Annotated in this window: 20 protein-coding genes; 11 read left to right on the forward strand and 9 right to left on the reverse strand. The window is 72.5% G+C overall.

What is annotated here, in order from left to right; all coding sequences use genetic code 11:
• Positions 1–41 precede the first annotated feature (41 nt).
• Positions 42–413: a hypothetical protein gene (locus tag ACWG52_RS08110; RefSeq protein WP_389814174.1), complete on the forward strand. Its 372-nt coding sequence runs from the start codon at positions 42–44 to the stop codon at positions 411–413.
• Here the strand turns inward: ACWG52_RS08110 and ACWG52_RS08115 are convergent.
• Complete coding sequence (locus ACWG52_RS08115; RefSeq protein ID WP_390136952.1) at positions 410–1,945, reverse strand: carboxylesterase/lipase family protein; 1,536 nt, start codon at positions 1,943–1,945, stop codon at positions 410–412. The two genes, ACWG52_RS08110 and ACWG52_RS08115, sit on opposite strands and share 4 nt — an antisense overlap.
• 136 nt (positions 1,946–2,081) lie before the next feature.
• The gene (locus tag ACWG52_RS08120) at positions 2,082–2,699 is read right to left on the reverse strand and encodes a dihydrofolate reductase family protein (RefSeq protein ID WP_389814168.1); all 618 of its coding nucleotides are present in this window, start codon (positions 2,697–2,699) and stop codon (positions 2,082–2,084) included.
• Between the two features lie 234 nt (positions 2,700–2,933).
• On the opposite strand from ACWG52_RS08120, the gene ACWG52_RS08125 reads away from it, so the two are divergent.
• Complete coding sequence (locus ACWG52_RS08125; protein ID WP_453128309.1) at positions 2,934–3,671, forward strand: 3-oxoacyl-ACP reductase family protein; 738 nt, start codon at positions 2,934–2,936, stop codon at positions 3,669–3,671.
• A 252-nt stretch (positions 3,672–3,923) separates the two neighbouring features.
• Here ACWG52_RS08125 and alc read toward each other — a convergent pair whose 3' ends face one another.
• Both alc and allB read right to left on the reverse strand, forming a co-directional pair.
• Complete coding sequence (gene alc, locus ACWG52_RS08130) at positions 3,924–5,042, reverse strand: allantoicase (RefSeq protein ID WP_389814162.1); 1,119 nt, start codon at positions 5,040–5,042, stop codon at positions 3,924–3,926.
• 3 nt (positions 5,043–5,045) lie between these two features.
• Positions 5,046–6,389, reverse strand: coding sequence for an allantoinase AllB (allB, locus tag ACWG52_RS08135; RefSeq protein ID WP_389814159.1), 1,344 nt, complete (start codon positions 6,387–6,389; stop codon positions 5,046–5,048).
• 327 nt (positions 6,390–6,716) lie between these two features.
• Here allB and ACWG52_RS08140 point away from each other — a divergent pair, with 327 nt between their 5' ends.
• Positions 6,717–7,520, forward strand: a complete 804-nt coding sequence (locus ACWG52_RS08140) for an IclR family transcriptional regulator (protein ID WP_030714724.1) — start codon at positions 6,717–6,719, stop codon at positions 7,518–7,520.
• A 116-nt stretch (positions 7,521–7,636) separates the two neighbouring features.
• On the opposite strand, the gene ACWG52_RS08145 is transcribed toward ACWG52_RS08140, so the two are convergent.
• Complete coding sequence (locus tag ACWG52_RS08145; protein ID WP_389814155.1) at positions 7,637–8,323, reverse strand: ABC transporter ATP-binding protein; 687 nt, start codon at positions 8,321–8,323, stop codon at positions 7,637–7,639.
• The gene (locus ACWG52_RS08150) at positions 8,320–9,408 is read right to left on the reverse strand and encodes an ABC transporter permease (protein WP_390136954.1); all 1,089 of its coding nucleotides are present in this window, start codon (positions 9,406–9,408) and stop codon (positions 8,320–8,322) included. The genes ACWG52_RS08145 and ACWG52_RS08150 overlap by 4 nt, the downstream gene beginning before the upstream one ends.
• A 134-nt stretch (positions 9,409–9,542) precedes the next feature.
• On the opposite strand from ACWG52_RS08150, the gene ACWG52_RS08155 reads away from it, so the two are divergent.
• Both ACWG52_RS08155 and ACWG52_RS08160 read left to right on the forward strand, forming a co-directional pair.
• Entirely contained in the window at positions 9,543–10,793 is a 1,251-nt protein-coding gene (locus ACWG52_RS08155) for a sensor histidine kinase (protein WP_453128312.1), read from the forward strand.
• The gene (locus tag ACWG52_RS08160; RefSeq protein WP_161295889.1) at positions 10,790–11,425 is read left to right on the forward strand and encodes a response regulator; all 636 of its coding nucleotides are present in this window, start codon (positions 10,790–10,792) and stop codon (positions 11,423–11,425) included. Before ACWG52_RS08155 ends, ACWG52_RS08160 begins: the two co-directional genes overlap by 4 nt.
• A gap of 18 nt (positions 11,426–11,443) precedes the next feature.
• On the opposite strand, the gene yczR is transcribed toward ACWG52_RS08160, so the two are convergent.
• The gene (yczR, locus tag ACWG52_RS08165) at positions 11,444–12,931 is read right to left on the reverse strand and encodes a MocR-like transcription factor YczR (protein WP_390136959.1); all 1,488 of its coding nucleotides are present in this window, start codon (positions 12,929–12,931) and stop codon (positions 11,444–11,446) included.
• Positions 12,932–13,019: 88 nt separating this feature from the next.
• Between yczR and ACWG52_RS08170 the strand changes: the two genes are divergently transcribed.
• From ACWG52_RS08170 to ACWG52_RS08190, 5 genes are all read left to right on the forward strand, one after another.
• The gene (locus ACWG52_RS08170; protein WP_161295895.1) at positions 13,020–13,202 is read left to right on the forward strand and encodes a hypothetical protein; all 183 of its coding nucleotides are present in this window, start codon (positions 13,020–13,022) and stop codon (positions 13,200–13,202) included.
• On the forward strand, positions 13,169–13,798 hold the full coding sequence (locus ACWG52_RS08175; protein ID WP_389814142.1) for a nucleotidyltransferase family protein: 630 nt from the start codon (positions 13,169–13,171) through the stop codon (positions 13,796–13,798). The genes ACWG52_RS08170 and ACWG52_RS08175 overlap by 34 nt, the downstream gene beginning before the upstream one ends.
• A 251-nt stretch (positions 13,799–14,049) precedes the next feature.
• The gene (gene aceB, locus ACWG52_RS08180) at positions 14,050–15,669 is read left to right on the forward strand and encodes a malate synthase A (protein WP_389814139.1); all 1,620 of its coding nucleotides are present in this window, start codon (positions 14,050–14,052) and stop codon (positions 15,667–15,669) included.
• Between the two features lie 346 nt (positions 15,670–16,015).
• Positions 16,016–17,137 carry a GDSL-type esterase/lipase family protein gene (locus ACWG52_RS08185; RefSeq protein WP_389814248.1) on the forward strand — a complete coding sequence of 374 codons (1,122 nt, stop codon included), beginning with the start codon at positions 16,016–16,018 and terminating at the stop codon, positions 17,135–17,137.
• 186 nt (positions 17,138–17,323) lie between these two features.
• Positions 17,324–17,776: an SRPBCC family protein gene (locus tag ACWG52_RS08190; protein WP_453128316.1), complete on the forward strand. Its 453-nt coding sequence runs from the start codon at positions 17,324–17,326 to the stop codon at positions 17,774–17,776.
• Positions 17,777–17,782: 6 nt separating this feature from the next.
• Here ACWG52_RS08190 and ACWG52_RS08195 read toward each other — a convergent pair whose 3' ends face one another.
• Positions 17,783–18,175, reverse strand: coding sequence for a VOC family protein (locus ACWG52_RS08195; RefSeq protein ID WP_389814135.1), 393 nt, complete (start codon positions 18,173–18,175; stop codon positions 17,783–17,785).
• Between the two features lie 140 nt (positions 18,176–18,315).
• Here ACWG52_RS08195 and ACWG52_RS08200 point away from each other — a divergent pair, with 140 nt between their 5' ends.
• Complete coding sequence (locus ACWG52_RS08200) at positions 18,316–19,284, forward strand: MTH938/NDUFAF3 family protein (protein WP_389814132.1); 969 nt, start codon at positions 18,316–18,318, stop codon at positions 19,282–19,284.
• A 91-nt stretch (positions 19,285–19,375) separates the two neighbouring features.
• Here the strand turns inward: ACWG52_RS08200 and ACWG52_RS08205 are convergent, their stop codons facing one another.
• Complete coding sequence (locus ACWG52_RS08205; protein ID WP_390137174.1) at positions 19,376–20,794, reverse strand: nucleobase:cation symporter-2 family protein; 1,419 nt, start codon at positions 20,792–20,794, stop codon at positions 19,376–19,378.
• Positions 20,795–21,115 lie beyond the last annotated feature (321 nt).

Raw genomic sequence — 21,115 nt, forward strand, 5'->3', positions numbered from 1 at the left:
CCTTTCCGGGCCCGCGACCCCGGCCCCGTAGCATCGGCGACATGGCTGATCTCTACGCCCTGGACCTGGCGTTCGACCTGCTCGACACCACGCCCGACCACGTGCTCGCGGAGGTGCGGCGGCAGCTGACATCGCCGGACGGCCTCCTGGCGTCCCGGGGCCCGGCGTGGCGGGTCGGCGGCATGCTCGTCGGGGAGTTCGGGCCGGGCGTGCGCGGCGGCTGGGCCCTGACCTCCCGCCAGGAGATCCACGCGGAGCTGCTCCCCGACCTGGAGGACCTCCTGATGCTCCTGGCCCCCCACATCCGCCCGCCGGGCCCGGTCGGCCGGATCCGCTTCTACGAGCACGAGGCCCCGGACCTCCTGGTCCTGCGCGAGGGCCGCGTGGTCCAGCTGGCACTGGACCGGCGCTAGCCGAGCAGCGGCAGGGCCGGGAAGGTGTGGTCCTGCCAGATCAGCCGGGAGGCCTCCTCCGGGTAGGTGGTGAGGGCCGGCCGGGTGTCGAAGAGCTGCACGAGGCGCCGACCGCTGTCGTACGCGGGCCAGCCGGGGTCGCCGTGGGCGGCGAACGTCGTCCAGGCACGCCGCATGCGTGCGGACACCTCCTCCGCCTCCGGGAACGGCCGCTCGCCGATGAGCGCCGCGGGCAGACCGCGCTCCAGGTTGCCGAAGACCAGCGGCACGTCGAGGCCGTGGCAGGCGCCGAGGGCGCCGCCCATGCCCGGGGCGGGCCAGGTCAGCTCGTAGACGTGGGCACGGCCACCGGCGGCGGTCCGGGCCTCGGCGAGGTGCAGGGACGGCATGCGGAACAGCCAGTCGGAGCCGACCAGCTCGTACAGTTCGTCGGGTCCCGCGGTCGGGAAGGCCGCGCGGTAGCGGTCCGCGGCGTCCCGTCCCGGGCCGTAGGCGTGCAGGGCGGACTCCGCCTGTTCCTCGGTGATCCGGCCCAGCAGTCCGTCGAGCGCGGTGAGCAGCCGTGTCTCGTCGCGGGTGTGGCCGACGAGGAGGTCGACGTCCCGGCCGGCACCGTCCGCCAGGGCCTGCCACGGTGTGGTGGGCAGGATCTCGCCGTCGACGACGGGCGAGAAGGGGATCGCCCGGTGCGCGACCGGGCCCCAGCGGTCGGCCCACCGGTCCATCGCGGAGCCGACCCCGTCGGCAGCGGCGCACAGCCGGGCGGGATCGACCCCGGACAGGTCGGCCGACGTGGGCCGCAGGCCCAGCTCGGCGGCGCAGGCGGCGGCGATGTCGGCGGCGAGTTCGGGCGAGAAGTAGGTCGCCGGCACGCTCTGCGCGACGGCCCGGGCGAACAGCCCGGCCGCCCGCGGCATCGCGAGCAGCGCGGCGATCGACCCGGCCCCCGCCGACTGGCCGAAGACGGTGACGCGGTCCGGGTCGCCGCCGAAGGCCCGGATGTTGTCGCGCACCCATTCCAGGGCGGCGACCTGGTCCAGCAGGCCCCGGTTGGCGGGCGCGCCCTCGATCTGCCCGAACCCCTCCAGGCCGACCCGGTAGTTGAAGGTCACCACGACGACACCGCCGTCGCGCGCCAGGCGGCCGCCGTCGTACTCGGGAAGGCCCGACATGCCGATCGAGTAGGCGCCGCCCTGGATCCACACCATGACCGGCAGCTCGGCGTCCGGTCCCGGCTCGGGCGACCAGACGTTGACGGTGAGCCAGTCGTCGCCGGCCGCTTCCCGGGCCAGTACGTCCATGCCGAAGTGGCCGCCCTGCGGGGGCGGCGGACCGTACGACACCGCGGGCCGCACCCCGTCCCACGGCCGTGCGCGCCGCGGTGCGGCGAACCGCAGGGGGCCCACCGGTGGCTCGGCGAAGGGGATGCCGCGGAAGACCGCCACGCCGTCCTCGCGGGTGCCGCGCAGCGCCCCGCCGGCCGCACGGACGTGCGGGTGGGGCCCGGAGGCCTCGGATGCGACGTCGGTCATCACAGCTCCCTCGCTGGGCGGTCCGGACGTTGCGCATCATCCCGCCGCCGCCGGGCGCGCGCCGGCGATTTAGGCGGTCGGTCCGCCGCGGGATCGTCCGCGGGCCGCGAATCCGGCCCACGGCGCCAGGTGGCCCCTATGCGCCGACCGTGCCGAAGGCGGCCCGGCCCGTCGCCCGGTAGGTGTGGATGGCGGTGCCGGCCGGCGTCGTGCGGGAACCCGTCAGCTCGTAGGCGGTCGGCAGCCCGCCGGTGGGGAACAGCCTCCGCCCGGCGCCGAGGACCACGGGAAAGACCAGCAGGTTCACCTCGTCCACGAGGTCCCGGGCCAGCAGCCACTGGGCGAGCTGCCCGCTGCCGTGCACCTGGAACTCCCCGTCCAGCGTGTCCTTGACGCGTACGATCTCGCCCTGGAGGTGCTCCCCGTCGAGCACGGTGACCGGCCCCCAGGCCGGCTCGTCGAGGGTGGTCGAGGCCACGTACTTGGGCAGCCGGTTCAGGTTGGCGGGTACGGGGTCGGCGGGGTCGTCGTGCTCGGGCCAGTACGCGGCGAAGATCTCGTACGTCTTGCGCCCGAGCAGGAACGCCCCGGCCCGGGCGAACACCTCGGTGATGAACTCCCCCATCCCCTCGTCGACGAACGGCGCGACCCAGCCGCCGTAGTCGAACCCGCCGCTGGGGTCCTCCTCGGGCCCACCGGGTGCCTGCATCACGCCGTCCAGCGTCACGAAGGTGGTCAGGGTCAGCTTCCCCATGGCTCTGTGCTCCTCGCTCGGTGGTCCTTACGCGGATCCAGACTCCCGGAGCCGCCGGAACTCATCGCCGCGCCACGCGAGCCCCCCACCCGTTTCGTCAAGGCGACGGAGACCGGCTCTCCTCGCCGCCGGGGTCCCCCGGCGGAGGTGGGGAACGCCAGGTCGGATTCCGGCCGGCCAGGCTCCCTCCTGCGAAGTTTGATTGAAATCGCAACCAATCGAGCGGAGGACAGCATGGACAGCGACAGCACCGTGGCCCTGGTGACCGGTGGGAGCCGGGGGATCGGGGCGGCCGTGGCACTGCGGCTCGCCGAGGACGGGGCCGACGTCGCGATCACCTACGTGAGCGACGCGCGGGCCGCGGCGGAGGTCGTCGGGAAGGTGGAGGCGCTCGGGCGACGGGCCTTGGCCGTGCGGGCGGATGTCGGGAACCCGGTGGCCGCGGGTTCCGTGGTGGAGCGGGTCGTGGCGGAGTTCGGGCGGCTCGACGTCCTGGTGAACAACGCCGGCGTGGGGCTGCTCGGGCCACTGGCGGAGCTGGCACCGGCCGATGTGGAGCGGGTGCTCGCGGTCAACGTGCGCGGGGTGTTCCACACGACGCAGGCCGGGGCCGCGCACCTCGGGTCCGGCGGGCGGATCATCACGATCGGCAGCTGCATGACCCAGCGGGTGCCGGGTCCGGGCGGGACGCTCTACGCCATGAGCAAGTCGGCGCTGATCGGGCTGACCAAGGCCCTCGCCCGAGAGCTGGGCGGGCGCGGGATCACGGCGAACATCGTGCACCCGGGGCCGGTGGACACGGACATGAACCCGGCGGACGGACCCTACGCGGGGCCGCAGGCGGCGCTGACGGCCCTCGGGCGGTTCGGTGCGCCGCGGGAGGTGGCGGCGCTGGTGTCGTTCCTCGCGGGCGAGGAGGCGGCGTACGTGACGGGCGCGGAGTTCGCCGTCGACGGCGGGCACGCCGCGTAGCCCTCGGGCCGGGCGTGCGGGGCCCTCCGGCCGGGCGTGCGGGCGGATTCGGGGCGGCGCCCCCGACAGCGGGCCGGTGCGGGTCCGCTGCACGGGGCTCCGCCCGGACCCCGCGCCTCAAACGCCGGCGGGGCTGATTTCAGGCCCGGACGCCCGGCGGGGCTGATTTCGCGCCCGCGCCCCGGATGCCGGGAGCGGCGGAGCCCGCCCCGGGGGTGTCGGCCCTCGGGGCGGGCTCCGCGTGCTGCGCGACTAGCCGCCCAGTTCCTGGTGGCGGGCCGTCAGGGCCGCCGCGCCGGACTCCGTCAGGGAGCCGTACAGGCGCAGGCGGGAGAAGCCGCCGTCCGGGAAGATGTCGATCCGGACGTGCGTGCCGACCGCCGGGGCGTCCAGGACGAAGCGGTGGTTGGTGTCGGGCTGCAGGCGGGTGCGCGGCAGGAACTCCGTCCACTCGCCCTCCTCGCCGGTCTTGACCGACAGCGAGGCCCAGCCGGCCGAGTTGCCCTTGAGGTACGCGGTGTCGATCTCGACGGCGCGGATCTCGGACTCGGCGACGAGCTGGTAGCGGATCCAGTCGTTGCCGTTGTCGCGGCGGCGCGCGGTCTCCCAGCCGTCGTCCATCTTGCGGGAGCGGCCCGGGTTGATGGTGTTGGTCGGCGGGGAGTAGAAGCGGTTGGAGGCGTCCTGGACGGAGCCGCCGTTCTCCAGGGCCACCACGTCGAAGGAGCCGAGCGCGTCGAGCCACTTCGGGTCGGGCAGGACCTCGCCGTAGACGCGCAGGCGGGCGATGCCGCCGTCGGGGTGCTGGTTGACGCGCAGGTGGGTGAAGCGCTGCTCGGCGTCGACCTCGAAGCCGTTGGCCGCGTGGCCGCCGACCGGGGTGCGGGCGACGAGGGTCGTCCACTTCACGTCGTCGCCCTGGAGCTCCTCCGGGGTCGGCGCGAGGGCGCCCGCCCAGTTGGTGGCCTCCACGGAGACGGCCTGCGGCATGTTGCCGCGGAAGTGGGCGGTGTCGACCACGATGCCGCGGATGATGCCGGGGGCGCCCAGGCGTACGAGCGCCCAGTCGTGGTCCTCGGGGGTCGGCCAGGGCTGGGTGGCGGAGACGCCACGGCGGCGGCGGGTCTCCCAGCCGTCCATGACCTTGCCCTTGTGGCCGAAGTCCTCGGGGTCGAAGTGCGCGGCCTCGGAGATCAGCAGGTTCTCGCGCTGGGCGAAGAACTCGTCGTTGGCGGCGATGACACCGGCGCCCAGCTCACGGGCGGCGAGGTTCGCGTACTGGGTGAAGGGGAACTCCGCGGTGCGGTAGTCCGCGTACGGGTCGCCGCCTCCGTACGGGTTCGCGTTACCGGTGAAGGATTCGATCGCCACTTGTCAGTTCTGCCTTTCGAGGAGGAGGCCCGTGGGCTCGGTCGGGGTGCCGTGGTCGGCGATCCGCGCGCCACGCAGCCAGGTGGACTTCACGACGCCGTGCAGGGTCTTACCCGCGTACGCCGTGACCTGGTTGCGGTGGTGGAGTTCGGCCGGGTCCACAGTGAACGTTTCTTCAGGGGCCAGGACGGCGAAGTCGGCGTCGCGGCCGACCTCGATCGCGCCCTTCTGCGCCAGCCCGGCGAGGGCTGCCGGGGCGGCGGACATCCAGCGGACGACGTCCTCCAGGGTCCGGCCGCGGCGGCGCGCCTCGGTCCAGATGGCGGGAAGGCCCAGCTGGAGGGAGGAGATGCCGCCCCACGCGGTGGAGAAGTCGCTCGTCTTCAGGTCCGCGGTGGAGGGCGAGTGGTCGGAGACGATGCAGTCGATGGTGCCGTCGGCGAGCGCGTCCCACAGGAGGTCCTGGTTGGCGGCCTCGCGGATGGGCGGGCAGCACTTGAACTCGCTGGCGCCGTCCGGTACTTCCTCGGCGGTGAGGGTGAGGTAGTGCGGGCAGGACTCGACGGTGATCTGCACGCCCTCGGCCTTGGCGGCGGCGATCAGGGGCAGCGCGTCCGAGGAGGACAGGTGCAGGACGTGGACGCGGGCGTTCAGCCGCTTGGCCTGGGCGATGAGGTTGCCGATGGCGGTGTTCTCGGCGTCGCGCGGCCGGGAGGCGAGGAAGTCGGCGTACTTGGGGCCGGGGACGACGGGGGCGGCGTCGAGGTGGTGCGGGTCCTCGGCGTGCACGATGAGCAGGCCGCCGAAGCCGGTGATCTCGGCGAGGGAGGTGGCCAGCTGTTCCTGGTCGAGCTCGGGGAACTCGTCCACGCCCGAGGGCGACAGGAAGCACTTGAAGCCGTAGACGCCGGCGTCGTGCAGCGGGGCCAGGTCCTTGACGTTGTCCGGCAGGGCGCCGCCCCAGAAGCCGACGTCCACGTGCGCCTTGGCGCGGGCGACCTCCTGCTTGACGCGCAGGTTGTCGACCGTGGTGGTCGGCGGCAGGGAGTTGAGCGGCATGTCGAGGATCGTGGTGATGCCGCCGGCCGCCGCGGCGCGGGTGGCCGTCCAGAAGCCCTCCCACTCGGTGCGACCCGGGTCGTTGACGTGGACGTGGGTGTCGACCAGGCCGGGGAGCAGGACGTCGTCGCCGAAGTCCTCCAGCCGGGCTCCGGCCGGTACCTCGGCCTCGTAGGCCAGCACGGCCGCGATCTTCCCGCCGGCGACGGCCACCGATGCGGCGCGCGTCCCCTCGGGGGTGATGACGCGCGTCGAGCGCAGTACCAGTTCCACAGCCGCGTCGGCCATCGAACCTCCCCATCTACTTCCACAGAGCGAAATTCAACGTTCTGTTGACGGAGTCTTCCCGGCGATCGGTACCCAGTCAAGAGCGTCCGGACGGACCACCGACCCACCGGGACCGCAATTGGATGTTTCCACAGGATGGAATTAAGATTTCGCTATACAGAATGTAGCTATCACCACCGGCAACCGGGCGGATAACTTCCGGAGGACGTCCGCCACCAGGACAAACCCTCTCTGACCGGCGACGACGACCTCGACCCCAGCACTGGGACGGACGCCGACCGCCGGGTAGGCTGCTCCCTTGCCTGCCAGCACCGAAAGGACCGCGCCGTGCCGACGTCCAGCGCCAGCACCACCGACGCTTCCTCGAAGACCCCCGCCGCCGGCGGTGGCGTCCAGTCCCTCGAGCGCGCCTTCGACCTGCTCGAACGCATGGCCGATGCCGGGGGTGAGGTCGGCCTCAGCGAGCTCTCCGCCGCCAGCGGTCTGCCCCTGCCCACGATCCACCGCCTGATGCGCACGCTGGTGGCGTGCGGCTACGTACGCCAGCAGCCCAATCGACGGTACTCCCTCGGCCCCCGCCTGATCCGCCTCGGCGAGTCCGCGTCGCGCCTGCTCGGTACCTGGGCCCGCCCCTACCTCGCCCGCCTGGTGGAGGAGACCGGGGAGACGGCGAACATGGCCCTCCTCGACGGCGACGAGATCGTCTACGTCGCCCAGGTGCCCTCCAAGCACTCCATGCGCATGTTCACCGAGGTCGGCCGCCGGGTGCTGCCGCACTCCACCGGCGTGGGCAAGGCGCTCCTCGCCTACACCCCGGCCGACGAGGTACGGGCCCTGCTGGCCCGCACCGGTATGCCGGCGGCGACCGAGAAGACCATCACCACGCCCGAGGGCTTCCTCGACGCGTTGGAGCAGGTCCGCAAGGTGGGCTACGCGGTCGACGACAACGAGCAGGAGATAGGGGTCCGCTGCCTCGCCGTGTCGGTGCCGAACTCGCCGACCGCCGCCGCGATCTCCATCTCGGGTCCGGCGGGCCGGGTCACCGAGGCGGTGGCCGAGTCCTTCGTGCCGATCCTGCAGGGCGTGGCCGCCGAGCTCTCGGTGGCGCTGGCCAACCAGAGCCCCGCGTAGGTTCACGCGGTCCTACGGAAAGGCCCCGGCCGCCCCTCGCTCCGAGGGGCGGCCGGGGCCTTCGCGTATCCCTGTGTCCGGGTCCGCGTCCGTGTCCGGGTCCGTGTCCGCGCCGCTCAACGCGCCGGGGCGGCGGCGAGCGTCAGACCGCCGTCCGTCATCGTCGCCGTGCGGTCCATCCGCTCCAGATGGGTGTGGTCGTGCGTGACCAGCACCGTGGCCGTGGAGCGTTCCCGGGTCAGGGTGACCAGCAGGTCGAGCACGGCCGCGCCGCGCTCGTGGTCGAGCGCGCTCGTCGGCTCGTCGACCAGCAGCACCGCGGGCTCGTTCATCAGGGCGCGGGCTATGTTGATCCGCTGCCGCTGGCCGCCGGAGAGCTGGTGGGGGCGCTTGTCGGCCTTGTCGGCCAGCCCCACCGCGTCCAGCAGCTCCAGCGCCCGCCGGCGCACCGCGCGCGCGGGGCGGCCGGACAGGTGCGCCATGACCTGGAGCTGTTCGGCGGCGGTCAGCGAGGCCAGCAGGTTCGGCTGCTGGAAGACGATGCCGATCTTCTCCCGGCGCAGGGCCGACTTCTCGGCGGGGCCGAGCTCCGTGGTGTCCTGACCGGCGACGACGACCCGGCCGGAATCCGGGGTGACGAGGGTCGCGGCCACCGCGAGCAGGCTGGACTTGCCGGAGCCCGAGGGCCCGATGACCGCCGTCAGCGTACCGGCGGGCACCTCCAGGCCGACCGCGTCCAGGGCGGTGAGCCGGCTCTCGCCGTCGGGGTAGGTCAGCGTGACGTCGTGGACGAGGAGGGTCATCGGGCGCTCCCGAGGGCGGTCAGCGGGTCGACGGCGGTGATCCGCCGGATGGACAGGGCAGCGCCCAGCGCGCCGAGCAGGATCATGATCGCGGCGGGGACGAGCACCGTGGCGGCGTCGAGGACGAAGGGCACGGGGCCGCCGCTGATCAGCGCGCCGAAACCGGCGGCGAGCGCGGTGCCCAGCCCGGTACCGATGGCGAGCATCACGACGGCCTGGCCGAGGGCGTCCCTCAGCAGGTACGGGGTGGAGGCGCCCAGTGCCTTCAGGACGGCGATGTCCCCGCTGCGCTGGATCGTCCACACCGTGAAGAAGGCGCCTATGACCAGGGCGGAGATGGCGAAGAGGAAGCCGCGCATCAGCTGCAGCGAGCCGTTCTCGGCCTGGTACGAGCCTATGGCGCCCAGGGCCTCGTCCACGGTCTGCGCCTCGGTCCCGGCGGCCCGGTCCGCGGCGGCGAGATCCGCACCGGCGCCGGCGGAGACGGCGACGACGGTGGCGAGGGTGTCGATGGAGGTGCCGGGGTTGCCGACGCGCTGCCAGTCGTTGAGGTCCATCCAGACGACCGGGGTGTGGCTGTAGGCGGCGGTCCCGGACACGCCCGCCACGGTCAGTTCCAGCGGGCCGATCTTGAGCTTGGCCCCGGCGGTCAGGCCGCCCAGCTCCTTCGCGGCCTTCTCGGTGAGGACCACCTGGCCCTGGGTGAGGCCGGCGTCCCGTGGTGCGAGCCCCCCGGCGGGGTCCACCCCGAAGACCGAGACCGCGGCGGTGCGCTCACCCGAGACGGCGTTGGTGGTGCGGATGCCGAGCGGCTCGGCGGCCTTCACCCCGGGCCGAGCCCGCCAGGCCAGCCAGGCGGGCTCGGCCACCTGGGAGTTGGTGAAGGACACCTTCTGGTCCCCGGTGGGCGCGGCGAAGGCCAGGTGCGTGGCGGGCAGACCGGTGATGGCCGAGATGTTCTCCCGGGCCAGGCCGGAGGTGAGTCCGGACAGCAGTCCCACCAGCAGTGTGATGAGCAGCACGACCGACCCCATGAGGGCGAATCGGCCCTTGGCGAACCGTAGATCTCTCCATGCGACGAACATGTCCCCCACCTTGGTCTTCCGCGTGGACACAAGGCATCGCGCCACCGTAGTGATCCTCGTATCGAAGGGTGCGTCCGGACATCGAACTTTCGGTTGACCGGGGCCGGTCCGCCCCCACTTACGCTGGTTCGGACATGACTGCTCCCCTTTCCTCCGTCTCCCCCGCCACGCGTGCCCTGACGCCCGTGTCCAAGGTGCTGCGGCTGTGCCTGCACGCGCTGCTCCTCGGCCTGCTCGCGCTCGCCGCCGGGCGGGCCGTCACCGATCCCGCGGCCCGGGCCGGCTGGGTGATCGCCGCCTGCGCGGTGCTCGCCCTCGTCTACGCGGGCGGTGTTCGGGCCCCCGCCGTGCACAGCTCGCCGCGCGCCGGGGCGCTGTGGCTGGCCGGGCTCGGCGCGACCTGGGCGGCCCTGCTCGTGGTCTCCCCCGACGGGCTCTGGATCGCCTTCCCGCTGTACTTCCTGGAGCTGCACCTGCTGCGGCTGCGCTGGGGGGTCACGGCCGTCGCGGTGACCGCCTGCGCGGCCATCGGCGGGTTCGTCGCGCACAGCGGCGCGGCGACCCCCGGGGCCTTCCTCGGGCCGCTGCTGGGCGGGGCGGTGGCGGTGGCGACCGTGCTGGGCTACCAGGCGCTGTACCGCGAGAGCGAGCGCCGCCGGGAGCTGATCGAGGAGCTGATCACCACCCGGGCCGAGCTGGCCGCGGCCGAGCGGGGCGCCGGGATCCTGGCCGAGCGGGAGCGCCTCGCCCGGGAGATCCACGACACCCTCGCCCAGGGCCTGTCCTCCATCCAGTTGCTGCTGCGCGCGGCCGAGCGGGCGCTGCCGGCGCAGGCCCCGGCGCTGGAGCACATCGCCCGGGCGCGCGAGGCGGCCCAGGAGAACCTCGCCGAGGCCCGTCGTTTCGTTCGGGCCCTCACCCCGCCGGACCTGGAGCACGGGTCGTTGGCGGCCGCGCTGGAGCGGCTGTGCGCGGGGGTGCCGGGGCCGCACGTGCGGTTCTCGCTGAGCGGCACCCCACGGGTGCTGCCCACCCCGTACGAGGTGGCCCTGCTGCGGGTCGCCCAGTCGGCGCTGGCCAATGTGGTGCGGCACGCGCGGGCCGGGCGCGCCGAGATCACCCTGACCTTCATGGACGCCTCGGTGACCCTGGACATCGTCGACGACGGGCACGGCTTCGACCCGGCGTCGGTGTCTCCGGGCTCGGCGGGCTCCGGGGACGGCGGTTTCGGGCTGCCCGCGATGCGCTCGCGCGCCGAGACCCTGGGCGGGCTGTTCACCGTGGAGTCCGACCCCGGGCAGGGCACCGCCGTGGCCGTCACCCTGCCGCTGCCCCTCGAAAACCTCGAACACGCGGAACTTCCGGACGCCGTGGAGGCCCTGTGACCGTCCGTCTCCTGCTCGCCGACGACCACCCGGTGGTCCGGGCCGGGCTGCGCGCGGTGCTGGACACCGAACCGGACTTCGCGGTGGTGGCCGAGGCCGCGACCGCCGAGCGGGCGGTGGAGCTGGCCGCGCGTGAGCCGGTGGACGTGGTGCTGATGGACCTGCAGTTCGGTCCCGGTCCCGGTATGCACGGCTCCGAGGCGACGGCGCTGATCACCGCCCGCCCGGGCGCGCCCCGGGTGCTGGTGCTGACCACGTACGACACGGACGCGGACATCCTGGCGGCGGTGGAGGCGGGCGCCTCCGGTTACCTGCTCAAGGACGCCCCGCCGGAGGAGCTCGCGGCGGCCGTCCGGACGGCCGCGGCGGGCCAGTCGGCCCTGGCCCCGGCGGTGGCGCTGCGTCTGATGGACCGGATGCGGACCCCGGCGGAGGCGCTGACGAAGCGGGAGCTGGAGGTGCTGCAGCTGGTCGCGGACGGTCTGTCGAACCAGCAGATCTCCAAGCGGCTCTTCCTCAGCCAGGCCACCGTCAAGTCCCACCTGGTGCACATCTACGCCAAGCTCGGTGTCGACTCCCGCACCTCGGCGGTCGCGGCGGCCGCCACCCGTCGGCTGATCCGCACCCCGTAGCACCCGCCCCGGTGGGGGCTACGCCACCCAGTGCGGCCGCTCCACCGCCGGGGTCAGCGGCACGCCCTCGTGGAAGGCGCTCGCGAGGCGGCGGACGCCCTCGTCGAGCCGGTCGGCGGGGAGCGTGTACGGGATCCGGAGCCGGTGTTCGAAGGTGCCCGGGTCCACTCCGAAGCGGGCGCCGCGGCCGATGTGGACCCCGGCCGCGGCGGCCCGCTCGGACAGGGCTGAGCTGACCGGCTCGCCCAGGTCGACCCAGAGCGAGAGGCCGCCCGGTGGGACCTGCCAGGACCATTCCGGGGTGTACCGCTGGAGCGCCCGCACGAGGGCCTCGCGCCGGCTCCGGAGCTGCGCCAGCCGGTCGGGCAGGTCCCGGTCCATGGTGTCCAGCAGCGGGAGCGCGACCAGCTGGTCGAGCACGGAGCCGGTCATGTCGGCGGAGACCCGCACGGCCGTCAGCTCCGTGATCATCTTCGCGGAGGCCCGGATCCACCCCACCCGCAGCCCGCCCCAGTGCGTCTTGCTGAGCGAGCCGATGGTGATCACGTGGTCCGCGCCGCCGCGCGGGGCGAGGGAGGCCAGCGGCGCGGGGGCGGGCACGTCCAGCGCGATGTCGGCGATCGTCTCGTCGACGACCAGCCAGGCCCCGGTGGCACGGGTCGCCGCGAGCAGGCGCAGCCGCTGCTCCGGGGGCATGAGCGCGCCCGTCGGGTTGTGGAAATCGGGGATCACGTACGCCAGCCTGGGCACGGTCTGGCGCAGGGTGGACTCGGCTATCTCCAGGTCCCAGCCCGCGTCGGAGACGGCGATGGATCCGGTGCGCAGCCGTGCGTGGCGCAGGGCGTCGAGGGCGTTGGCGTAGGTCGGGTTCTCGGTGACGACCCGGTCCCCGGGTCGGCAGAGCAGGCTGACGACCAGCGAGAAGGCCTGTTGGGCGCCGGCCGTCACCAGGATCTGCTCGGGGCGTGTGGGGAGCCCGCGCCGGGTGAAGCGGTCGGCGACGGCGGTGCGGAGGTCGGGCAGGCCGAAGGGGTGGTAGCCGGGGTCCCGGGCGAGCCCGGGCAGCCGGGGCGCCGCCCAGGCGAAGGCGGCGGCGAGGCTGTCCTGCGGGGCGCCCATCGCGGCGATGGCGAGGTCGACGCCGGGGTCGCCGTCGGCGCTGTAGCCGCCGGCGCCGAGGAGGGCGTGGGCGCCGACGGGGCGGTGGCCGTCCGGGAGCTCGGTCCAGGTGCCGGAGCCGCGTCGGCTGCGGACGTAGCCGCTCTCGCGCAGCAGGTCGTAGGCGCCGGTGACGGTGGCCCGACTGGCGCCGACCGCCTCGGCGAGCTCGCGTTCGGCGGGCAGCCGTACGTGCAGTGCGATGCGGCCGTCGAGGATCAGCGTGCGGACGGCGTCGGCGAGCGCCCGGTAGCCGGGGCGGGCCAGGACGTCGGCGGGCAGCAGGGCCGCGAGCTGGCGGCTGCCGATGGTTCTGTCCGCTGTCTGGACCACTCGCCCGTTTGCCATGCCAACCTCCCCTGATTGGCTCTGACGGCCAGGCCAATCGAGGACCAGACTCGCCGTATTGGCCCTCGATTGGCAAGGAGATGGCGAGATGCTGACCGACCGTGACGAACGCGCGCTGCTGGCCGCCGCCGAGAACCGGATCGCCCGTCCGCTGCGGATCGGGGCCGCACTGGCCTCCGTACGGCGCACCCTGGCGCGGCGGTCACCCGCGCGCACGCAGGGGCGAGAATCGGTGGCATGTCATCCCACACACACTCCGATCCGCCCGTGATCCCGGGCTCCCCCGTGATCGCGGGCCTGCTCCTGGCGGCGGGCGGCGGCCGTCGGCTCGGTGGGCGACCCAAGGCGCTGCTCCCCTATCGCGGCCGTCCGCTGGTCGAGAACGCCGTACGGGTCCTGCGCGAGGCGGGCTGCGACCCGGTGCACGTGGTGCTCGGCGCCTCGGCGGCCGAGGTCCGCGAGCGCGCGGACCTGGCCGGCTGCGTGGTCGTGGACAACCCGGACTGGGCGCGGGGGATGGGTTCGTCCCTGCGGGTCGGCCTCACCTCCCTGGCCGCTACGGGCGCCGGCGCGGCCCTGGTCTCGCTGGTGGACCAGCCGGGGATCGGCCGGGCGGCCGTGGCCCGGGTGCTGGCGGCGTACCGCTCCCCCACGAGTCTGGTGGCGGCGGCGTACGACGGGGAGCGTGGGCATCCCGTGCTGTTCGGCGCGGAGCGCTGGGCGGACATCGCGGCGACGGCGACGGGCGACCAGGGGGCCCGGGTCCATCTGGCGCGCCACGCCGGAGAGCTCGTGCTGGTGGAGTGCTCCGACGTCGCGGAGGCCTTCGACATCGATACGCCGCCCGACCTGGCACGACTCCTCTGAGCACCGCGTGACGACAGTGGCACTGAGGGCCACCGGCAAGTGGAATCTGTCGACTCAGAGAATCTCGACATCAACAAACCATTGAACTTCCACCATGAGGAAATTACTATCCACTGGTCAGAAGCGCCCTGAACCCACAGACGGCGCCCGCGACCGTAGTTCGGAACTCTCCACACCCGACGGCACTGCGTGCCGTCTCGCGCGAGCATTCCCCGCGGCCGCCAGGCACCGCCGCTGAAGGAGTGACAGTTATGTCCGCACCAGCGCCGTCCCCGCTGGCCATCGTCGACGCCGAGCCCCTGCCCCGGCAGGACGAAGTCCTCACCGAAGCGGCCCTCGTCTTCGTGGCCGAGCTCCACCGGCGGTTCGCCCCGCGCCGTGCCGAGCTCCTCGCCCGTCGCGGTGAGCGCCGTGCCGAGATCGCCCGGACCTCCACCCTCGACTTCCTCCCGGACACCGCACAGGTCCGCGAGGGCGACTGGAAGGTGGCGCCGGCCCCGGCCGCGCTGAACGACCGTCGTGTGGAGATCACCGGTCCGACGGACCGCAAGATGACCATCAACGCCCTGAACTCGGGCGCCAAGGTCTGGCTCGCCGACTTCGAGGACGCCTCCGCTCCCACCTGGGAGAACGTCGTCCTCGGCCAGCTCAACCTGATCGACGCCTACGAGCGCCGCATCGACTTCACCGACCCGCGCACCGGCAAGGCGTACGCGCTGAAGCCCGCCGACCAGCTCGCCACCGTCGTCATGCGGCCGCGCGGCTGGCACCTGGAGGAGCGTCACCTGCGGTTCGAGGGCGGCCCGGCCTCCGGCTCGCTCGTGGACTTCGGCCTGTACTTCTTCCACAACGCGAAGCGCCTGATCGACCTCGGCAAGGGCCCGTACTTCTACCTGCCGAAGACGGAGTCGCACCTGGAGGCCCGCCTCTGGAACGAGATCTTCGTCTTCGCCCAGGACTACGTCGGCATCCCCCAGGGCACCGTCCGCGCGACCGTCCTGATCGAGACGATCACCGCCGCGTACGAGATGGAGGAGATCCTCTACGAGCTGCGCGACCACGCGGCGGGCCTGAACGCGGGCCGCTGGGACTACCTCTTCTCCATCGTCAAGAACTTCCGTGACGGCGGCGAGAAGTTCGTCCTGCCGGACCGCAACGCGGTGACGATGACCGCCCCGTTCATGCGGGCGTACACCGAACTGCTGGTCCGCACCTGCCACAAGCGCGGCGCGCACGCCATCGGCGGCATGGCGGCCTTCATCCCGTCCCGCAAGGACGCCGAGGTCAACAAGGTCGCGTTCGAGAAGGTCAAGGCCGACAAGGACCGCGAGGCCGGCGACGGCTTCGACGGCTCCTGGGTCGCCCACCCCGACCTGGTCCCGATCGCGATGGCCTCCTTCGACGCGGTGCTCGGCGAGAAGCCGAACCAGAAGGACCGACTGCGCGAGGACGTCTCGGTGGCCCCGGGCGAGCTCATCGCGATCGACTCCCTGGACGCGCGGCCGACGTACGAGGGCCTGCGCAACGCGGTCCAGGTCGGCATCCGTTACATCGAGGCCTGGCTGCGCGGCCTGGGGGCCGTCGGCATCTTCGGCCTGATGGAGGACGCGGCCACCGCCGAGATCTCGCGCTCGCAGATCTGGCAGTGGATCAACGCGGGGGTCGTCTTCGAGAACGGCGAGACGGCCACGGCCGAACTGACCCGCAAGATCGCCGCCGAGGAACTGGCCGCGATCCGCGCCGAGGTCGGCGAGGAAGCCTTCACGGCCGGCAAGTGGAAGCAGGCCCACGACCTCCTCCTCCAGGTCTCCCTGGACGCGGACTACGCGGACTTCCTCACCCTCCCCGCGTACGACCAGCTGGTCGGCTGATCCCCGGATTCGGCTGAAACGCACAGCGGTCGAAGCCTGCCGGCTCCGCCCCCGTCGCCTCACGGCGCGGGGGCGGAGCCGTTTGCGTTCCACAACAGGAGGAATCAGCTCCCGAACGACCGGTCGGTCGTTACTCGTTCGTAACTTGCTTGTACCTAGCGGTAACAAGTGGGCCCGTGTCACCTTTCCGATGCCACCGGCCGGCGGTACCCCCACTTCCCAGCCACGCGACGCAGTCGTCGCCGACTTCGGCGTGGCCGAACGCAGGAGTTCCGCAGTGATCGGATTCCGCAACGTCAGCAAGGACCGGGACCGCAGTCGGGTGCGACGACTCGCCGGAGCCGGAATGGTCGTGCCGCTCGCCGTCAGCGCACTGCTGGCCGGCGGAGCCGGAACCTCCGCCGCGAGCCCCGGGACCGGCCCCACCGCCGTGGTCTCCATGGGCGACAGCTACATCTCCGGCGAGGCCGGGCGCTGGAAGGGCAACAGCCTGACCAACAGCGGCAGTCGCAACGGGACCGACCGCGGCTGGGTCAGCGGCAGCACCTACGACCCCGCCCGGGTCTACGGGACCACCGCGGGCGGATGCCACCGCTCCGACTCGGCCGAGGTGCGCAGCGCCGGGGCGATCGCCGACGTCGCCGTGAACCTCGCGTGCTCCGGGGCGGTCTCGGACAACGTGTTCCGCTCCTCCAACGGCGGCGTCTCCTACAAGGGCGAGGCCCCCCAGGCCGATCAGCTCGCCGCGGTGGCCGCGAGCCACGACGTCAAGGTCATCGCCCTGTCCATCGGCGGCAACGACCTCGGCTTCGCCGACATCATCACGGACTGCGCGCTCGACTTCGTCCTGTGGAACTCGTACTGCTACGACGACCAGCAGGTCGGCGTCGACCAGAAGATCGACGCGGTCATGGGCAAGGTCGGCAAGTCCGTGGACGAGATCCGGGCCGTGATGCGCGCGGCCGGGTACGCCGACTCCTCGTACCGGATCGTGCTGCAGTCCTACCCGTCGCCGATCCCGCGCGGCGCGGAGAACCGGTACACGCAGAGCGACTGGAGCCGGCTCAACACCGGCGGGTGCCCCTTCTGGAACCGGGACTCCGACTGGGCGCGGGACTCGCTCGTGCCGCAGATCGCGAACCGGATCAAGGGCGTCGCGGCGGCCAAGGGCGTGCAGTTCCTGGACCTGCGGGACATGATGCAGGGCCGCGAGGTCTGTGCGAAGGCGAGCAAGCAGGTGACCTCCACGGCTGCGGCCTCGGCGAAGACGAGCGAGTGGGCGCGTTGGATCGACAACAACGAGTCGCAGGGGCTGATCCAGGAGTCCATGCACCCGAACTACTTCGGTCAGCTGGCCGCGGGGCGCTGCCTGGCCCTGGTCGTGGCTCAGCCGGCGAGCTCCGGCTTCAGCTGCAAGAACACCGCGGGCGGGGACCAGACGGGCATGTTCCTGACCCCGGCCTCCTAGACGGTCCGGGAGGCCCCACGTGCGGGCTCCACCGGGCGAGGCGGCGCCCGGTGGAGCCCACCCGGGCGCCCGTTCGGGTCAGTGGGACTGCGCGAGCGGCCCTTCGGCGCGAGTCTGGGGTGACGGACAGGGCGACGGACCGCGGGCCCGACGCGGCGCGCCGGATCCGGAAGGAGCGTGATCGGCGTGGCCCGGAACCGCCGCCTGATCCTGAGCACGCCGTCCGAGGTCTGGCGCCTGCTGGCCGACGGCCACCGCTACGGCGAGTGGGTCACGGGAACCCAAGAGGTCCTCGACGCGGATCCGCACTGGCCGCAGGTGGGGGCCCGGCTGAAGGTCCGGGTCGGCGCCGGCCCCCTCACCCTCGACGACACGTGCGTGGTCCGCAGGTGCGAACCGGAGCGCCGACTGGAACTGGAGGCGCGGGCGGAACCCTTCGGGGCGGCCCGCATCGCCATGCACCTGGCGCCCTGGGGCGAGAACACCCTCTTCACCCTCGACTGGCACCCCCTGCGGGGACCCGGCACCCGGATGCACGGACTGCCCGTGGACTACATCGTCGCCATCCGCAACGGCATGATGCTGACGAAGCTGGCCAGGATCGCGGTACGCGAGCACGCCGACGCACGCGTGTACTAGCCACCCCTAGTGCGTGTCGGGGCCGGTCAGCACGGAGAGGATGTTGCCCGCCGGGTCCTTGAACCAGGCGATGGTGGGCATGCCGTCCTCGCCGTGCACGATGCCTTTGGCGTCCGCGTCGAAGCCCTCGTAGCGCTCGAACGCGACACCGCGCGCGGTGAGCTCGTCGACGGCCCGTTCGACATCGTCCACGGGGAAGTTCAAGATCGTGTACGTCGCGGGGCGGTGGTCCTCCTTCGGGTAGACCATGACCGTGGTGCCGCCCGCGAGGTCCAGGCGGAGCAGGCCCATCTCCTCGTCCCGCGAGACGTTCAGGCCGAGCGTCGTGCCGTAGAACTCCCTGGCCTTGTCCAGGTCGTCGACGGCGAATCCGCTGAATGCCCTGCTGTTTGCGAACATGGCTGTTCCTTCGGTCCGGCTTCGGTCCGGGGCACCCCGCTTCCCATGGTCCCTCCCGGACGGCCGGGCGGCGATTCCGCGTCTCGCGGCCCCCGGAAAAGAGGGTGATCATCGGGTGGCCGGCTGACATGCTCGGGCGTATGGCAGCCCGTGACGCACGTCCCAGTCTCTACATCTCCGTCGACATCGAGGCCGACGGACCCATTCCCGGGCCGTATTCGATGATCAGCTTCGGGGCTTCGGTCGCGGGCCGCCAGGACGGCGCTTCGTATACGGCCGCCGATCCCGAACAGCTCACCTTCTACCGGGAACTGCGTCCGATCGGCGAGGAGTTCGTGCCCGAGGCGCTGGCCGTGAGCGGGCTGGACCGTGACCGCCTGGTACGGGAGGGCGCCGATCCGGCGGTGGCCATGGCCGAGTTCCGAGCCTGGGTACGGGAGGTGTCGGCGGGCGCGCAGCCGGTGATGTGCGGCTACCCGGCGTCCTACGACTGGACCTTCCTGTACTGGTATCTGATCCGGTTCGGCGGGGACAGCCCCTTCGGCCACTCCGGCTGCCTGGACATGAAGACCCTCTACGCGACGAAGGCGCGGGTGCCGCTGCGGGCCGCCGTGAAGGGCCGGATGCCGCGCGAACTGCTGTCGCGGCGCCGCCACACGCACCACGCGCTGGACGACGCGATCGAACAGGCCGAGCTGATGAGCAACTTGATGCTGTGGACTCCCCCGTCGCCCACCCCGTCCGCCGACCGGTCCCCGCGCGTCACGCACCTGTCGTGGGGCCGGATCGAGGCCGAGGGGCTGGCGCCCGGCAAGGACATGCGGCTGCATCCGGGCGGTGGCCGCCCGTGGGACTGGTCCGAGCACGGTACGCGGCACGATCCGGGCATCCAGCCGCAGGAGGTGCGTGAGCTCCTGGACCTCGGGGTGACGGCGGTGGTACTCGGCCAGGGCATGGAGAGCCGCCTCGGGGTGGTACCGGAGACACTGGAGGTGCTCCGGGCGGCCGGGGTCGAGGTGCACGTGGCGCCGACGCCCGAGGCCGTGGAGATCTACAACCGGCTGGCCCGGGGCGGGCGGGTCGGCGGGCTCTTCCACTCGACCTGCTGAGCGGGGTACGGACACAGACACGGCGGCGCGTACGCCACACCCGCAGTGGGTGGCGTACGCGCCGCCGTGTCGCCCGGACGGGGTCCGGGTCTCAGTGCACCGGTACCGGGTCGGGCGCGGCCCCCGAGGCCGCGCCCTTCCTGGCGCCGAGGTGGTTGAAGGCCAGGTTCAGCAGGATGGCCACCACGCACCCGGTGCTGATGCCGGAGTCGAGGACGACCAGCAGGTCCTTCGGGAAGGCGTGGTAGAACTCCGGCGCGGCGATCGGGATCAGGCCGATGCCGACGGAGGCGGCGACGATCAGGGCGTTCTCGCCCTTCTCCATGGCGGCCCCGGCCAGGGTCTGGATGCCGCTGGCCGCGACCGACCCGAAGAGGACGATGCCGGCGCCGCCGAGCACCGGCAGCGGGACCACGCCGATGACGGAGGCCGCCATCGGGCACAGGCCCAGCAGGATCAGGATCCCGCCGCCCGCCGCGACGACGAAGCGGCTGCGCACCTTGGTCATGGCGACCAGGCCGATGTTCTGGGCGAAGGCGCTGCACATGAAACCGCTGAACAGCGGGCTGATCGCGCTGCCGAGGGTGTCGGCGCGCAGACCGCCCTCGATCGTCTTCGCGTCCGCCGGACGGCCGACGATCTTGCCCAGCGCCAGGATGTCGGCGGTGGACTCGGTCATGCAGACCAACATGACGATGCACATCGAGATGATGGCCGCGACCTGGAACTGCGGGGCGCCGAAGTGGAAGGGCGTCGGAAAGCCCACCACCGAGGCGTTCTTGACGGCGTCGAAGCTGGTCATGCCGAGCGGGAGGGCGATGAGGGTGCCGGCGACGAGGCCGAGCAGGATGGATATCTGCTGGAGGAAGCCGCGCAGGAACTTGCGCATCAGCAGGACGATCACCAGGGTGACGGCGGCCATGCCGATGTTGCGCATGGAGCCGTAGTCGGTGGCGGTGCTGTTCCCGCCCTGCGACCAGTTGAAGGCGACGGGCAGGAGCGAGACGCCGATGAGGGTGATGACCGTACCCGTCACCACCGGCGGGAAGAAGCGGACGAGCTTGCCGAAGTAGGGGGCGGCGAAGAAGCCGACGACCCCGGCGACGATGATCGCGCCGAAGATGATCGGAAGGGCGTTCTCCCCCTCCCCCTTGCCGATGGCGATCATCGGGGTCACTCCGGCGAAGGAAACGCCGTTGACGAAGGGGAGTTTGGCGCCGATCTTCCAGAATCCGAGGGTCTGGAGAAGGGTGGCGAGGCCTGCGGTGAAGAGCGAGGCGCCCATCAGGAAGGCGGTCTCGGTCGCGGAGAGTCCGACGGCCGGGCCGACGATCATCGGCGGGGCCACGACGCCCGCGTACATGGCGGCAACGTGCTGCAGGCCGCTCGTGAACATCTTCAGTGGAGGCAGGGTCTCATCGACCGGATGCCTTTCCTCCGGTATCCCCGGTGTCCCCGGTTCCCCCGGTACTGCGACTGCGTCTTTGCGAAACCTGGGCGCCTGGGCCACGGCTTCCTCCGTTCGGTTGAACACGCCGGCAGGGACGTGGTGTCTTGGAGGTGGTGCGAAAGCGGGTGCGAGTCGAGCCTGTATGCGGTTGTGGTGGTGCGAATACTTGTCCCAAGGGGTGCGGAAACGAGTCGCCCGATCATCGGTTCCGCGCTGTGGTGCGGCTCAGGACCCCCGGCACGTGCCGGACCGGATCGTGAGCTGGAGGTGCCGCGGCGAGGGCGCGATACGCGCGCCGCGGGTCGGATGGTGACGAGTCACCGCCCCCGGGGCGCCTTCGGATCTCTCCTCCGGCGCTACCCGGGAACGGCTGCCCACGGA

The organism is Streptomyces sp. CLCI03 (assembly GCF_053615355.1).

Excerpts from the sequence above, each read along its gene's own strand:
- ACWG52_RS08200 (WP_389814132.1), top strand. The coding sequence starts at position 18,316 with ATGGCAGCCCGTGACGCACGTCCCAGTCTCTACATCTCCGTCGACATC.
- allB (WP_389814159.1), bottom strand. The coding sequence starts at position 6,389 with ATGGCCGACGCGGCTGTGGAACTGGTACTGCGCTCGACGCGCGTCATC.
- ACWG52_RS08185 (WP_389814248.1), top strand. The coding sequence starts at position 16,016 with ATGGTCGTGCCGCTCGCCGTCAGCGCACTGCTGGCCGGCGGAGCCGGA.
- ACWG52_RS08155 (WP_453128312.1), top strand. The coding sequence starts at position 9,543 with ATGACTGCTCCCCTTTCCTCCGTCTCCCCCGCCACGCGTGCCCTGACG.
- ACWG52_RS08145 (WP_389814155.1), bottom strand. The coding sequence starts at position 8,323 with ATGACCCTCCTCGTCCACGACGTCACGCTGACCTACCCCGACGGCGAG.
- ACWG52_RS08170 (WP_161295895.1), top strand. The coding sequence starts at position 13,020 with ATGCTGACCGACCGTGACGAACGCGCGCTGCTGGCCGCCGCCGAGAAC.
- ACWG52_RS08195 (WP_389814135.1), bottom strand. The coding sequence starts at position 18,175 with ATGTTCGCAAACAGCAGGGCATTCAGCGGATTCGCCGTCGACGACCTG.
- ACWG52_RS08125 (WP_453128309.1), top strand. The coding sequence starts at position 2,934 with ATGGACAGCGACAGCACCGTGGCCCTGGTGACCGGTGGGAGCCGGGGG.
- ACWG52_RS08175 (WP_389814142.1), top strand. The coding sequence starts at position 13,169 with ATGTCATCCCACACACACTCCGATCCGCCCGTGATCCCGGGCTCCCCC.
- ACWG52_RS08115 (WP_390136952.1), bottom strand. The coding sequence starts at position 1,945 with ATGACCGACGTCGCATCCGAGGCCTCCGGGCCCCACCCGCACGTCCGT.
- aceB (WP_389814139.1), top strand. The coding sequence starts at position 14,050 with ATGTCCGCACCAGCGCCGTCCCCGCTGGCCATCGTCGACGCCGAGCCC.
- yczR (WP_390136959.1), bottom strand. The coding sequence starts at position 12,931 with ATGGCAAACGGGCGAGTGGTCCAGACAGCGGACAGAACCATCGGCAGC.
- ACWG52_RS08150 (WP_390136954.1), bottom strand. The coding sequence starts at position 9,408 with ATGTTCGTCGCATGGAGAGATCTACGGTTCGCCAAGGGCCGATTCGCC.
- ACWG52_RS08110 (WP_389814174.1), top strand. The coding sequence starts at position 42 with ATGGCTGATCTCTACGCCCTGGACCTGGCGTTCGACCTGCTCGACACC.
- ACWG52_RS08120 (WP_389814168.1), bottom strand. The coding sequence starts at position 2,699 with ATGGGGAAGCTGACCCTGACCACCTTCGTGACGCTGGACGGCGTGATG.